Here is a 13,092-nt window from a genome sequence, read left to right as displayed (position 1 = left end):
GACCTCGGTATGCCCGGACACAGGACAAAGGGGTTCTGCGCATCGGCCGCCGCACTCGCGCTCTGCGCGATGCTGGCCGCTTGCGGGGGATCCGGGGAATCGGTCGGCGGTGGCGGCAAGGTCGTGCTGCGCTACGCCTGGTGGGGCAACCCCGACCGCGCGACGCTGACCGACAAGGCCGTCGCCCTGTTCGAGAAACGCCATCCGAACGTGCAGGTGCAGACGTCGTACTCCGGTTACGACGCCTACAAGCAGAAACTCGCCGTGCAGGCCACCGGCGGCGACGCACCCGATGTGATGCAGCTCGACTACCGCCAGATCAACCAGTACGCCAACGGCGGGGTCCTGCTCGACCTCGGGAAGCAGAAGGCCGTACTGCACACCTCCGAGATCGACCAGGGCCTGCTCGCGACCGGCAAGGTGGACGGCACGCAGTACGCGATCCCGCAGGGCCGCGGCACCGAGACCATCGTCTACGACGCCAAGGCCTGGAAGGACTCGGGCGTACCGCTCCCGCAGAAGGGCTGGACCTGGGACGACTGGGCCGACGACATGCGTGCGCTGGCGAAGAAGACCGGCAAGCCCGGAGCGACCGACCCCGGCTGGAGCGAGGACGGCTTCGAGGTGTGGCTGCGCGGCCAGGGCAAGTCCCTCTACACGAAGGACAACGGACTCGGCTTCACCGCCGACGACCTCACCAACTGGTGGACCTTCACCGACCAGTTGAGGCGGGAGGGCGCGGTCTCGCCCGCCGAACAGACCACCCAGCTCGCCGGCTTCGTCGAGAACACCCCGCTCGCACGCGGCAAGGCGACCTCCGACAACAACTGGGACGCGCCGGCGAGCGGTTACGTCTCCTTCATCCCTACCGGTATCGCGCTGGCGCCGATGCCGTCCGGCGAGGACGGCACGCCCGGCCAGTACTTCAAGCCGTCGATGTTCATGGGCGTCTCCGCCAACACCGGCCACCCCAAGGAGTCGGCCGAACTCATCGACTTCATGATCAACGACAGGGACGCGGCGAAGATCCTCGGCGCCACCCGCGGCATCCCGGTCAACGAGACCATCCGCAAGGAGACCGAGGGCCGGCTCAAGGACTTCGACAAGACGATCTCCGAGTACCAGGCCTCCGTCGACGGCACCCTCAAGGACCCGCCCCAGGCGCCGCCCTCCGGCGACAACGCCCTGCAGTCCACGTTCCAGCGCGACTACGACCAGGTGTCGTACGAGCGCCTGTCGCCCCGCAAGGCGGCCGAGAACTACATCACCGAGGCCAAGGCGGAGCTGAGGTCATGACCACCACCGAGATTCCCGCGCCCACCGCTCGCCCGGGGCGCGCCGCGACCACGCCCAAACACCGGCCCAAGCGCGAACGAGAGGGCGCCGCCTGGGTGTTCCTGTCCCCGTGGGTCCTCGGCGCGTGCCTGCTCACGGTCGTGCCGATGGCGGTGTCGCTGTACCTGTCCTTCACCGACTACAACCTCTTCGATCCGCCCCACTGGATCGGCCTGCGCAACTACACGCAGATGTTCACCGAGGACCCGCGCTACTGGCGCTCGGTCGTGACGACGCTTGAGTACGTCGTCATCGCGGTGCCCCTGCAACTCGCGCTCGCCCTCGTCGTAGCCCTTGCCCTGAAGTCCATGAAGGGCGGCAAGGCCTTCTACCGGTCCGCGTTCTACGCCCCCTCGCTGCTGGGCGCCTCCATGTCCATCGCCCTCGTCTGGCGGCAGGTCTTCAACGACGGCGGCCCGGTGGACAACGCGCTCGGCAACGGCGGCTGGATCAACAAGCCCGGCTGGTCGCTGCTGGCCGTGGCCCTGCTGACGGTGTGGCAGTTCGGCGCACCGATGGTCATCTTCCTGGCCGGGCTCCAGCAGATCCCCGCCGAGCTGTACGAGGCGGCGGCCGTTGACGGGGCGGGCAAGTGGCGGCAGTTCCTGTCCATCACCGTGCCGATGCTCTCCCCGGTGCTCTTCTTCAACCTGGTGCTCCAGACCATCCAGGCCTTCCAGGTGTTCACCCCCGCCTTCGCGGTCAGCGGAGGCAAGGGCGGCCCCGCCGACTCGACCCTCGTCTACACCCTCTACCTCTACGACCGCGGCTTCGTCGCCTCCCACATGGGCTATGCCTCCGCGATGGCCTGGGTGCTGCTCCTCGTGATCGGTGCCGTCACGGCGGTGCTGTTCCGATCCTCGCGTTCCTGGGTCTTCTACGCGTCCGAGGGGGACCGATGACCGCCATCTCCACCGCCACCGACCGCAAGCCCGTCGCCTGGGGGCGCATCGCGCTCCACGTGGGGTGTCTCGTCGCCCTGCTGGTGGTGCTGTACCCGCTGGTCTGGCTGCTCACCACCTCGCTCAAGCCCGCCAGCGAGGTCATCACCAGCCTCAACCTGCTGCCCAGCCACCTGGAGTGGTCCAACTACAAGACCGCCCTGGACGGCGTGAACGACGTCTCCATCTGGCGGCTGCTGTCCAACTCGCTGCTGATCGCGGGCGGCGCGGTCATCGGCAACGTGATCAGTTGCTCGCTCGCCGCCTACGCCTTCGCCCGGCTGCGCTTCCGCTTCCGTGGCCCGCTGTTCGCGTTCATGATCGTCACGATCATGCTGCCGCACCACGCGATCCTGATCCCGCAGTACATCATCTTCAACCAGCTCGGCCTGGTGAACACCTACTGGCCGCTGATCCTGCCCAAGTTCCTCGCCACCGAGGCCTTCTTCGTCTTCCTCATCGTCCAGTTCATGCGCGGCCTGCCCCGCGAACTGGAGGAGGCCGCCCGGATCGACGGCTGCGGACCCTTCCGCAGCTTCTTCCTGATCGTCCTGCCGCTCACCAGGCCGGCACTGATCACCACGGCGATCTTCACCTTCATCTGGACGTGGAACGACTTCTTCACCCAGCTCATCTACCTCTTCGACCCGGACAAGTTCACACTCACGCTCGCCCTGAGCTCGTTCGTGGACTCCTCCAGCCAGTCGGCGTTCGGCCCCATGTTCGCCATGTCGGTGATCGCGCTTCTGCCGATCGTGCTGTTCTTCCTCGCCTTCCAGCGCTTCCTGGTGGAGGGCATGGCCAGTTCGGGACTCAAGGGATGAGCGGCATGCGCACACGAGAGCCCGGCGAGGTCTTCGGCCCGCGGATGACCCTGTTCGCCGACATGCTGAGCGTCGGCCTGCTCACGGCGGTGCTGTGCCTGCCCCTGGTGACCGCCCCGGCCGCGCTGTCGACCGCGTGCGCGGTCCTGCGCGGCGGGGCGACGGGCCAACCCGCCACCGCGGGGCGGTACTTGGAGGTGCTACGGCGCCGCCTGCGGGCCGGCGACCTGGCGGCGGGCGGCGTCTTCCTGATCGGCGCCCTGGTGGTGGTCGCGGACCTGGCCCTCGCCGGGGCCGGACTGCCCGGGGCGCCGGTGTTCGCGGTGGTGGCCTCGGCCATCGCCTCGGGCGCCCTGGTCGTGGGCCTGCGGGCCTGCGCCCGGCCCGAGTCGCTCACCGACTGGCGGGCCGCCCTGCGCGAGGCCGCCCGGGACGCCGTGCGCGACACAGGAGGCAGCGCCCTGGTGCTGCTCGCGGTGGCGGCGGCTGTCGCGAGCGCCTGGATGCTGGTGCCGCTGGCCTTCCTCACGCCCGGGCCGCTGGCCCTGGCGCTCACGGCCGTCGACGTCCGTTTGACTGCAATGTCCCAGAGTTAATAGCCAATTAAGGGGACTTGAGGTGTGAAAGGGCCTTTGAGGTGCCGATCATCTTGACATGAACCTGCGGTCCGACGGACGGGCCGCAGTCTCATGGAGGTGTGGAATGCACCGCAGACTCGCCACCGCACTGGGCGCCTCCGCCCTGGCCCTCGTCACCGTCGTCGCCACCGCGGCCGCCGCCGAAGCCGCCCCCGCCGACAAGCCCCAGGTCCTGTCGAGCTGGACCCAGACCAGCGCGTCGAGCTACACCCAGTGGACCACCGCCCGCGCCGGCCGGACCACCTGGGCCGCCTACGCCTTCGACTGGTCCACGGACTACTGCTCCTCCTCGCCGGACAACCCCTTCGGCTTCCCCTTCGCCATGTCCTGCGCCCGGCACGACTTCGGGTACCGCAACTACAAGGCCGCGGGTGCCTTCAGCGCCAACAAGAACCGCCTCGACAGCGCCTTGTACGAAGACCTCAAGCGCGTGTGCGTGAACTACAGCGGCGCGACCAAGACCGCCTGCAACAGCACGGCCTGGACCTACTACCAGGCGGTCAAGGCCTTCGGCTGAGACACCGGCAGGCAAATGCCCGTGCTTTCGGGGTAGTTGGGGGTACTCGGAGTCCACGTGGGGCGACGACCTCAATCAACGGAAGGGGCGGACATCATGCTGGCCATCATTTCTGCGGTCCTGTTCTTCATCGCTTTCCTGATCAACGCAGCCGACATCTCGACCAACGACACCTTCACCTCGACCAACGTGATGCTGCTGGGGCTCACCGTGCTCGCGCTGCACGTGGCCGGAATCGGAAGCGGGTGGTCGGTGCGGGGCCGCAGCCGGCGGTGACCTCGCCGTAAGGGCGACACGACCGCGTGACGGACGGGGTGGGCTGTGCTGACAGCCCACCCCTCGCGCTGTGATCCGCACCTTGGGCGTCACCCGTCGCCGAGTGGGCATACGCAGCCGAGGCCGTACCCACTGGGCAGGGCCGGAGTGGCGGGCCGGCCGCCCTGCCACCAGGCTGGCGGCAGGGGTACCGGCACGCGGGACGGACAGACGCGACAAAGGGACTGGTTCCAGATGCGGATCGACCTGGCGGGACGCACCGCCCTGGTGACGGGCTCGACACAGGGCATCGGCGCGGCGATCGCCGCCGGACTCGCGCGCTCGGGCGCCCGGGTCGGGGTGAACGGCCGCGACGAGCAGCGGGTCGGGGAAGCCGTGGCCCGGCTGGCGACGGAGGTGCCCGGAGGCTCCTTCGTGCCCGTGGCCGCCGACGTGGCGAGCGAGGAGGGCGCGCGGCAGGCCCTGGAGGCGCTGCCGCAGGTGGACATCCTCGTCAACAACCTCGGCATCTTCGGCTCCGCCGACCCGCTAGACATCAGCGACGACGAGTGGCGGCGCTACTTCGAGGTGAACGTGCTGGCCGCCGTACGACTGATCCGGCAGTACCTGCCGGGCATGACGGAGCGCGGCCGAGGCCGGATCCTGAACATCGCCAGCGACTCGGCGATCGTCATCCCGGCCGAGATGATCCACTACGGCATGTCCAAGACCGCACTCCTCGCGGTCGGCCGCGGCTTCGCGAAGGAGGCGGCGGGCACCGGGGTGACGGTCAACTCGGTCATCGCCGGACCCACCCACACGGGCGGGGTGGAGGACTTCGTCTACGAACTCGTCGACCGGGACCTGCCCTGGGACGAGGCCCAACGCGAGTTCATGCGCGAGCACCGGCCGCAGTCCCTCCTGCAACGGCTGATCGAGCCCGAGGAGATCGCCCACATGGTCGTCTACCTGAGTTCCGACCAGGCGTCGGCCACGACGGGCGGAGCGTTGCGGGTCGACGGGGGATACGTCGACTCGATCCTTCCCTGACTGCGCTTTGTCCCGAACATGCTCTTTCTTGACTGCGCGACTGCATACATCGGATGAGTTGATGTGCGAGCCGAGCGTATCGGCTGTGAAAGTCGTTGACAGGTTCACGAAGGCTGCTTAAGTTCGCCAAGACACCCGATGTATCGACGATCCATCAGGCTTGGGGGACAACGATGACCTCACAGTTGCGGAAGCGCTCACCGCGTCCGCTCAGATCCGCGGTCGCCGCGTTATGCGCTGGGCTGGCGGCCACACTCTGCATCACCGCGCCCGCCTGGGCCGACCAGGACGCCGACCGGAACGCGGGTCACCCCGGCCACGTCTGGTCCGTGTCCGGTCCCGATCGCGCCGCAGCGGCACACGAACCGCGCGCCCGAGTGTCCCTGGACGCCACCACCGGCACCCTGAGCCTCTCCGTGACCCGAGCCGACCGAACGGTCATCGAGCCGTCGCCCGTGGGCATCGTCACCGAACAGGCCGATCTCTCCAAGGACTTGAGGTTCCTCCACCGCAAGGACCGGCTGGTGAAGGAGCGTTACCGGGCGAAGTCCGGCAAGCGGCTCGACCGCCGGGTCCTGATGAACGAGACGCGCCTGTCGTTCGCCACCCCCACGGAGGCACGGTTCGACCTCGTGATCCGTGCCTCCGCCGACGGCGTCGCCTACCGGTACGTCCTGCCCGCCGGCCACGGCGACGTGCTCGGTGAGACCTCCGCGTTCAACCTGCCGCCGGACGCGAGCGCGTGGCTCGGCACCTACCGGGTCGACAACGAGGGCCAGTTCAACCAGTACACCGCCGCCACCGCGCCCACCGGCGAGTACTCGGACCAGGCGCTCTTCGCGACCGACGGCGGCTACACCCTGCTCGCCGAGTCCGACCTCACCGGCGCCTACTCCGGTGCCCGGCTCGCCCACACGCAGGGCACCGGCACCTACCGCATCAAGCTCGCCGACGACCGCGTCCACACCGACGGCACCCTCGCAACTCCCTGGCGGGCCATGGTCACCGGCGACCTCGCCACCGTCACCCGGTCCACCTTCACCGACGACCTCGCCCCCGCCTCCAAGGTCGCCGACGCCTCCTGGATCCGCCCAGGCACCGTCCTGTGGACCTGGCTCGCCGGCGGCCGCGAGGCGGGCCAGAGCCTCACCGCGCAGAAGGCCTACGTCGACTACGCGGCCCAACGCCACTGGCCCTACGAGGCAGTTGACGCGGGCTGGTACTTCAAGGCCGACGAGTGGGACACCACCGACCCGAACTGGCAGACCGACAGCTGGCTGCCCGAACTCGTCGACTACGCACACGCCAAGGGCGTCGGAATCATCGTCTGGATCCATCAGCGCGACCTCGACACCCCCGAGGAACGCGCCCAGTGGCTGCCCACCCTGGAGCGCTGGGGCGTCAAGGGCGTAAAGATCGACTTCATGAACTCCGAGGCGCAGCCCATGCTCCAGTGGTACGACGCCATCCTCCGGGGGACCGCCGCCCACCACCTCATGGTCGACTTCCATGGCTCCACGATCCCCAAGGGCATCCAGCGCACCTGGCCGCAGGTCATGACCCTGGAGGGCGTCGGCGGCGAGGAGAAGCGGACCAACACCGCGGCCCACCTCACCACCCTCCCCTTCACCCGCAACGTCATCGGCTCCATGGACTTCACCCCCGGCGGCTTCCAACGCGTCGGTCAGCGCCCCAACTCCGACGCGGCCGAGGTCGGACTCACCGTCGCCTACGAGTCCGGCCTGCAGATGTTCGCCGGCACCCCGGAGTCGTACGACACCCGACCGCTCGCCCGCGACTTCCTCGACCAGATCCCCGCCGCCTGGGACGACACCCGCCTGCTCGCCGGACAGCCCGGCCAGGAAGCCGTCCTCGCCCGCCGCAGCGGCGACCGCTGGTTCCTGGGCGGGGTGTACGCCGGCGCCGCCCGCACGGCCGAGGTGCCGCTGACCATCGGTCCGGGGCGCTGGCTGGTGGAGACGATCCGGGACGGCAGTGAGGGGCTGGTCCAGGACCGGCAGGTCCTGCGCGGCGGCGACACGATCGGCGTCGACGTGGTGGCCAACGGTGGCTTCGCGGGTGTCGCCTGCCGTTGGCACCCGGGTCTCACCACCTGCTACCGGTAGGAGTACCGCTCCAAAACTCACTGGCGAGCCCGTGCCCCGACGGACGAACATGGCCCGCATGAGTGACCAACCCGCACGATGGACCCAGGCGACCGTCTACCCCGACATGTGGGCCAACCCGGAGGACGACCCTCGCGACAACGAAGGACCCGGCCCGGACGGTGAACTCGCCACACTGCTGGACGTGTTGACGAACTACCGCATGACCCTGCGGATGAAGTGCGAGGGCCTGGACGCCGAGCAGTTGGCCCGTCGGTCGGTTCCGCCGTCGACGATGTCACTGCTCGGCCTGGTTCGGCACCTCGCCGAGGTGGAACGGGACTGGCGCAACTGGATCAGTGACGGTGATCCGCTGCCGAAGCTGTACGGCAGGCGGGACGCGGACTTCGACGAGGCTGTCGCCGAGCAGGCCGTGGTCGATGCCGCGTACTCCGATCTGGAGCGCGAACAGGCCGCGACCGACGCCGTGTTGGCCGAGCATGAGCAGGATCTGGGCGAGCGGCTGGGGAAGGACGGGATCGCGGTTCGGGAGCTGCTGGTGCACCGGATCGACGAGTACGCCCGGCACTGCGGGCATGCGGACCTGTTGCGCGAGTGCGTCGATGGACGGGTAGGGCAGTAGCGAGAGGTCGGGCGGATACTCGGCTCACCCCGTGGCCTTGAGCACGGTCGTACGGCCTCCCAGCGCGGCGGAGAAGAGGTCGGTGACCTGTTCCAGCGCCGTGGCCGTGGCGGGCGCGATCGTCGGGGTGCCGTCGTCGCCGACCGTGATGTCCTTGTCGAGGGTGAACCACCCCGGCACGATGTGCGAGGCGCCCATGGAACTCAGCACCGGACGCAGGGCGTAGTCGATGGCCAGGACGTGGGCCGTGCTGCCACCGGTGGCCAGGGGCAGCACGGTCTTGCCGGTCAGCGCGTACTGCGGGAGCAGGTCGAGGAGCGACTTGAGCAGTCCCGAGTAGGCGGCCTTGTACACGGGCGTACCGATCACCACACCGTCCGCCTGCTGAAACAGGGCTGTGGCCGCGGTGATCGCCGGATGCCCGAAGTCGGCGCCCAGCAGCGCCTGCGCGGGGAGCGTGCGCACCTCCAGCGGGATCACGTCATGGCCCTGCAGGCGGAGCCGGTCGTCCAGGTGACGCAGCAGGCGGGTGGTGCGGGAGGTGGGGGAGGGGCTTCCGGAGACGGACAGGATGGCGGCCATGACGGACCTTCCGATGTCGGGGTTCAGACGTACGAAGGGGGCGGCAGCAGTGTGGTGAGCCGCGCGCGAGAGACGCTCACCAAGCGCTCGACCGCACCGTGATCAGCGGTCGCAGTTCGTTGCGCAGGGTCTCCAGGAACGTGACGACCTCGGCGGCCACCGAACGATGCTGGAGATCGTTGAGCACGTCGTGGTGAGCGCCGTGCACGACCGAAAGGCGGGCCCGCGAAAGGGACTTGGCGGTCTGCGCGAGCGCTTCGTGGTCGGCGAGGGGGTCCGCGTCACCGACCAGAAGCAGGGCGGGGACGGCGGCGTCGCTGTCGTAGGCGGCGTTGAGCACGGCCTCCGGCACCACGTCGTCGAGCGAACCGCGCCGCACCTCGGGGTCCTGGCTGAGAGTGCCCCGGTGGGCGGGCAGGAGGTGCGGACGTCGAGTTCCTCGCCCCAGGTTCCGGCCGTCGCGGTGGTACCGGGGGAGCGGCCGGGAAGGCCCGCGAGGACCACCGCGTCGGGCCGGGTGTCGGGTGCCCGGCCGATCAGCGCGGCGATCGCGGCGGCGCCAGAGTCGGCGCCGACAAGGACGAGAGGCCGTACGACACCGTCCTCGGCTGCCGTGCTCTCGGCGGCGTCGGTCAGCCGGGAGGCAAGACCGGCCAGATCCTCGGTGTCGAGGTCGGGGGCGTCGATCACCCGGACCCGGTAGGCATCGGCGGCGAGCCGCCGGCCGAAACGGGCATAGGTCGCCCGGGTCTCGCCGCGGCCGGGAACGACGATGACCGTCCCCCGGACACGAAGACCCTCGGGGCCGAAGTAGTCGCTGTACTGGGTCACTTCACACTCCTGCGGATGCGGTCACGGCCGTCGGCGCGGGCTGCCAGCCCAACGCGGGTGCCACCTCGGTCGCGATGAGTTCGAGGGCGCGGACGGCGGCGTCGTGGTCGGGGACGGCGGGGTTGAACTGGGTGATCAGGTCGGTCGCGACGGGCAGCACCTTCTCCTGCGCCAGCGCCGCGACGATCTCGTCGGGATGGCCGTAGAAGGAGTGAAAGCGGCGCAACGCCTCGTCCTGGTCAAGGCCCTTGGGGAACGCGCCGTGCTCCGCCATGCGCAGCGCGGCCCGGTGGACGTCGTCGCCGATCGCGGCGAGCGCCGTACGCCGGTCCTTGGCCGGGAACACGAACCGGGACAGGCCGATGCGCGGGCGGCGCTGCTGGTCCCAGGCGGCCAAGTAGGTGTCCGCCCAAGGGTGTTGGACCTCGTCGGTGGGGGCGTCGAAGCCGTAGGCCGCCCGGTTGAGCAGCAGGTTCGATCCGCGCTGTGCCGCGTACTTGGCACCCTGCTCGCTGAACACCCCTTGCCAGACACGGTCGTTGAAGTCGCCGGGCCGGGGCTGGATGCGGAAGCCGGGTGTGCCCACCTCGCGCCGGTCGAGAGCCTGGCGCACGATGTCGAGGTTCTCGCTGGTCAGTTCCCGCTTGCGGGCCACGTCCTTGCCGAACGCCGCGTACTCCACCTCGCTCGATCCGCTGCCGACGCCGAGCTCCACGCGGCCCCCACTGAGCGTGTCGACGGTGGCGATGTCCTCGGCGAGCCGCACCGGATCCTCCAGGGGGAGGACGGTGACGGCGGTACCGAGCCGGATACGGGTCGTCCGGGCCGCCGCGTGGGCCAGGAAGGTCCACGGCGACGACAGCCCGCCGCCTCCGAGGGGGACGTGGTGCTGGGCCACCCAGCCGACGTCGAAGCCCAACTCGTCGGCCGCGACGAAGAGTTCCTGTGCGTTGCGGTAGGTGCGGGCGATGTCGTCGTCGCGGCCCTGGACGTGGGTGAGGAAACCGAGCCGGAAGCGTGGTCTCTCGGTCGTCATGGGGTGCCGGCCCGCTCAGTCGTTCACGAGCTGGCGCTCGCGGGAGTGGCGGTTGGCCGGGATCGGCAGGCCGAGGTTGCCGCGCAGGGTGTCGGACGTGTACTCGGTGCGGAACAGGCCGCGCTTCTGGAGGATCGGGACGACACCGTCGACGAAGTAGTTCAGTTCGTCCTCGGTGCGGAAGGCCAGGTTGATGCCGTCGAAGGCGCCGGCGTCGAACCACCGCTGGATGGAGTCGGCCACGGTCCGCGGGTCCCCGACGAACGGCGACTGACGGAACTGGTTGATGGACTCGGCCACTTGACGCAGGGTCAGGTTCTCGGTCCTGGCCCGCTCGATGAGCTGCGTGGCACCCGTGCGTCCGCCCTTCTCGGCGAGGTGGGCGACATCCGGGAAGGGCGCGTCCAGGTCGTGCACGCTGAAGTCGTACGCCCCGAAGGAACGGCCAAGGAGAGCCAGGTTGCGGCCGAAGTCGTCGTCCTCCTCGAAGATCTCCCGCTCGCGACGGCGGGCCGCGTCGTCGGTGGCGGCGACGACCGGGCCGCCGTGGATGAGGACCTTGACGTGGTCGGGGTCGCGGCCGTAGGCAGCGGTGCGCTTCTTGATGTCGGCGTAGTAGTCCCGTGCCGACTCCAGGGTGCCGCCGGGCGCGAAGATGCCCTCGGCGACCTGCGCCGCGAGATCACGGCCCTCCTCGGACACCCCGGCCTGGAAGATGACCGGCTGGCCCTGCGGGGAGCGGGAGAGGTTCAGCGGGCCCGCGATCTTGAAGTGCTCGCCCGCGTGGTCGAGTTCGTGCAGCTTGGCCGGGTCGAGGAACACGCCCCGATCGACGTCGGCGGGGAACGCGTCGTCCTCGTAGGAGTCCCACAGCCCCCTGGCCACCTGGACGAACTCCAGAGCGCGGCCGTAGCGGGTGGCGTAGTCGAGATGCTCGTCGAGCCCGAAGTTCTTCGACGTACCGGTGTCGAAGCTGGTCACCACGTTCCAGCCGGCCCGCCCGCCGCTGATGTGGTCGAGCGAGGCGAACCGGCGGGCGAGGTTGAACGGTGAGTTGTAGGTCGAACTCGCCGTGCCCACCAGGCCGAGGTGCTTGGTGTGGGTGGCGACGGCCGACAACAGGGTCAGCGGTTCGAGGCGGTTGAGGTAGTGCGCCGGGTAGGTGGAGTTGATGAACTGGCTGTCCACGATGAACAGGGCGTCGAACAGGGCGTGTTCGGCCGCCTGGGCCAGCCGGATGTAGTAGTTGATGTCGATGCTGGCGTTCTTCGCGACGCGCGGGTCCTTCCACAGGCCGTGCTGGCCGGGGCCGCCCACGCCGTAGGGGTGCACGGCTAGGTGGAGCGTGCGGGACATGGCTGTTCCTGTTCTGTCAGGGGGAGTTCAGGGAGGTTGAGGGGGTGTCAGGCGTGCAGGAGGGCGCGCAGGGCCTCTCGTTCGGCCCGGTCCGCCGCCGCGCTGTGCAGCGTCGGAGCCGACCGGACGAGCAGGCGCGTGTAGACGTGCTGGGGCTGGTTGATGACGTCGGCGGCGGCGCCGACCTCGACCAACTCGCCCTGGTACAGCACGGCGATGCGGTCGGCGACCCCGGCGACGGACCCGAGGTCGTGGGAGATGAAGACGAGGGCCACCCCGTCGGAGCGGAGTTCCTTGAGGATCTGCAGGATCTGGACGCGGTTGGCGGAGTCCAGGGCGCTGACCGGCTCGTCGAGGATGACCAGCCGGGGCTCGGTCACCAACGCCCGTGCCACCGCGACGCGTTGACGCTGCCCACCGGACAACTCACCGGGCAGCCGGTCGAGCAGATCCTCGGACAGTCGGACCCGGTCGAGGAACGCGCGCACCCGCGTCGCCGCCTCCTGCCCTGACACACCCTGGATCAGCAGGGGTTCGGCGAGGGACGCCTCGACCGTCACGTCCGGGTCGAGGCTGCGCAGCGGGTCCTGGAAGACGTACTGGATCACACCCCGGCGACGCAACGCGCGCCACTGACGATGACCGTACGCGCCGACCTCCTCGCCGTCGATCACGATCGACCCCGCCGACGCACGCACCAGTCCGAGCGCGGCCCGCGCGAGCGTCGACTTGCCCGAACCGGTCTCGCCGATGATGCCGACGGTCTCGCCCGGCGCGACGCTGAGGGAGACCCGGTGCAGGGCCTGGCGGCGGCGTCGGCGGAGGCCGTAGTGCACCTCCAAATCGGTGACTTTCAGTACGGGTTGGCGTGCCAGGTGGTCGGTGCTCATTAGAGGACCATCCTTTCTGCAGCCCTCACGAGTAGGGTTGTGACCTCTCGGTCCCGGTGGGTGCATGGCCAGTAGTGCGAGCCGTTCGT

The 13,092-nt window shown here is 69.5% G+C and carries 13 protein-coding genes and 1 pseudogene; 9 read left to right on the top strand and 5 right to left on the bottom strand.

The window, feature by feature from the left end; genetic code table 11:
• Positions 1-9 precede the first annotated feature (9 nt).
• From M2283_RS38030 to M2283_RS37990, 9 genes are all read left to right on the top strand, one after another.
• Positions 10-1,296 carry an ABC transporter substrate-binding protein gene (locus M2283_RS38030; protein WP_280881072.1) on the top strand — a complete coding sequence of 429 codons (1,287 nt, stop codon included), beginning with the start codon at positions 10-12 and terminating at the stop codon, positions 1,294-1,296.
• Complete coding sequence (locus M2283_RS38025) at positions 1,293-2,237, top strand: carbohydrate ABC transporter permease (RefSeq protein ID WP_280881071.1); 945 nt, start codon at positions 1,293-1,295, stop codon at positions 2,235-2,237. Before M2283_RS38030 ends, M2283_RS38025 begins: the two co-directional genes overlap by 4 nt.
• Positions 2,234-3,100 (top strand): carbohydrate ABC transporter permease, encoded by an 867-nt coding sequence (locus M2283_RS38020; protein WP_280881070.1) that lies wholly within the window; start codon positions 2,234-2,236, stop codon positions 3,098-3,100. The genes M2283_RS38025 and M2283_RS38020 overlap by 4 nt, the downstream gene beginning before the upstream one ends.
• Complete coding sequence (locus tag M2283_RS38015) at positions 3,097-3,696, top strand: hypothetical protein (RefSeq protein WP_280881069.1); 600 nt, start codon at positions 3,097-3,099, stop codon at positions 3,694-3,696. Before M2283_RS38020 ends, M2283_RS38015 begins: the two co-directional genes overlap by 4 nt.
• Positions 3,697-3,802: 106 nt before the next feature.
• Entirely contained in the window at positions 3,803-4,255 is a 453-nt protein-coding gene (locus M2283_RS38010; RefSeq protein WP_280881068.1) for a phospholipase, read from the top strand.
• Positions 4,256-4,351: 96 nt separating this feature from the next.
• A complete protein-coding gene (locus M2283_RS38005) occupies positions 4,352-4,531 on the top strand; it encodes a hypothetical protein (protein WP_280881067.1) in 180 nt (59 codons plus the stop codon).
• 234 nt (positions 4,532-4,765) lie between these two features.
• Positions 4,766-5,560 (top strand): SDR family NAD(P)-dependent oxidoreductase, encoded by a 795-nt coding sequence (locus M2283_RS38000; RefSeq protein ID WP_280881066.1) that lies wholly within the window; start codon positions 4,766-4,768, stop codon positions 5,558-5,560.
• Between the two features lie 173 nt (positions 5,561-5,733).
• Entirely contained in the window at positions 5,734-7,686 is a 1,953-nt protein-coding gene (locus M2283_RS37995; RefSeq protein WP_280881065.1) for a glycoside hydrolase family 97 protein, read from the top strand.
• Positions 7,687-7,735: 49 nt separating this feature from the next.
• Positions 7,736-8,308, top strand: coding sequence for a DinB family protein (locus M2283_RS37990; RefSeq protein WP_280881064.1), 573 nt, complete (start codon positions 7,736-7,738; stop codon positions 8,306-8,308).
• Between the two features lie 24 nt (positions 8,309-8,332).
• Here M2283_RS37990 and ssuE read toward each other — a convergent pair whose 3' ends face one another.
• From ssuE to M2283_RS37965, 5 genes and pseudogenes are all read right to left on the bottom strand, one after another.
• Positions 8,333-8,890: an NADPH-dependent FMN reductase gene (ssuE, locus tag M2283_RS37985; RefSeq protein ID WP_280881063.1), complete on the bottom strand. Its 558-nt coding sequence runs from the start codon at positions 8,888-8,890 to the stop codon at positions 8,333-8,335.
• Between the two features lie 76 nt (positions 8,891-8,966).
• Positions 8,967-9,721, bottom strand: a pseudogene (locus M2283_RS37980) (alpha/beta hydrolase).
• A 1-nt stretch (position 9,722) separates the two neighbouring features.
• Complete coding sequence (locus tag M2283_RS37975; protein WP_280881062.1) at positions 9,723-10,757, bottom strand: LLM class flavin-dependent oxidoreductase; 1,035 nt, start codon at positions 10,755-10,757, stop codon at positions 9,723-9,725.
• A 15-nt stretch (positions 10,758-10,772) separates the two neighbouring features.
• Positions 10,773-12,113, bottom strand: coding sequence for an LLM class flavin-dependent oxidoreductase (locus M2283_RS37970; RefSeq protein WP_280881061.1), 1,341 nt, complete (start codon positions 12,111-12,113; stop codon positions 10,773-10,775).
• A 47-nt stretch (positions 12,114-12,160) separates the two neighbouring features.
• Positions 12,161-13,003: an ABC transporter ATP-binding protein gene (locus M2283_RS37965; protein ID WP_280881060.1), complete on the bottom strand. Its 843-nt coding sequence runs from the start codon at positions 13,001-13,003 to the stop codon at positions 12,161-12,163.
• Between the last annotated feature and the right edge of the window lie 89 nt (positions 13,004-13,092).

It is taken from the genome of Streptomyces pseudovenezuelae, from assembly GCF_029892565.1.
In the GTDB taxonomy this organism is placed as follows: Bacteria; Actinomycetota; Actinomycetes; order Streptomycetales; family Streptomycetaceae; genus Streptomyces; species Streptomyces pseudovenezuelae_A.
Note: the sequence above shows the minus strand (reverse complement) of the source record. Positions and strands in the feature narration are given on the sequence as shown.

Excerpts from the sequence above, each read along its gene's own strand:
- M2283_RS37995 (WP_280881065.1), top strand. The coding sequence starts at position 5,734 with ATGACCTCACAGTTGCGGAAGCGCTCACCGCGTCCGCTCAGATCCGCG.
- M2283_RS38000 (WP_280881066.1), top strand. The coding sequence starts at position 4,766 with ATGCGGATCGACCTGGCGGGACGCACCGCCCTGGTGACGGGCTCGACA.
- M2283_RS37990 (WP_280881064.1), top strand. The coding sequence starts at position 7,736 with ATGGCCCGCATGAGTGACCAACCCGCACGATGGACCCAGGCGACCGTC.
- M2283_RS37970 (WP_280881061.1), bottom strand. The coding sequence starts at position 12,113 with ATGTCCCGCACGCTCCACCTAGCCGTGCACCCCTACGGCGTGGGCGGC.
- M2283_RS37975 (WP_280881062.1), bottom strand. The coding sequence starts at position 10,757 with ATGACGACCGAGAGACCACGCTTCCGGCTCGGTTTCCTCACCCACGTC.
- M2283_RS38015 (WP_280881069.1), top strand. The coding sequence starts at position 3,097 with ATGAGCGGCATGCGCACACGAGAGCCCGGCGAGGTCTTCGGCCCGCGG.
- M2283_RS38030 (WP_280881072.1), top strand. The coding sequence starts at position 10 with ATGCCCGGACACAGGACAAAGGGGTTCTGCGCATCGGCCGCCGCACTC.
- M2283_RS38010 (WP_280881068.1), top strand. The coding sequence starts at position 3,803 with ATGCACCGCAGACTCGCCACCGCACTGGGCGCCTCCGCCCTGGCCCTC.
- M2283_RS38020 (WP_280881070.1), top strand. The coding sequence starts at position 2,234 with ATGACCGCCATCTCCACCGCCACCGACCGCAAGCCCGTCGCCTGGGGG.
- M2283_RS38005 (WP_280881067.1), top strand. The coding sequence starts at position 4,352 with ATGCTGGCCATCATTTCTGCGGTCCTGTTCTTCATCGCTTTCCTGATC.
- ssuE (WP_280881063.1), bottom strand. The coding sequence starts at position 8,890 with ATGGCCGCCATCCTGTCCGTCTCCGGAAGCCCCTCCCCCACCTCCCGC.
- M2283_RS37965 (WP_280881060.1), bottom strand. The coding sequence starts at position 13,003 with ATGAGCACCGACCACCTGGCACGCCAACCCGTACTGAAAGTCACCGAT.
- M2283_RS38025 (WP_280881071.1), top strand. The coding sequence starts at position 1,293 with ATGACCACCACCGAGATTCCCGCGCCCACCGCTCGCCCGGGGCGCGCC.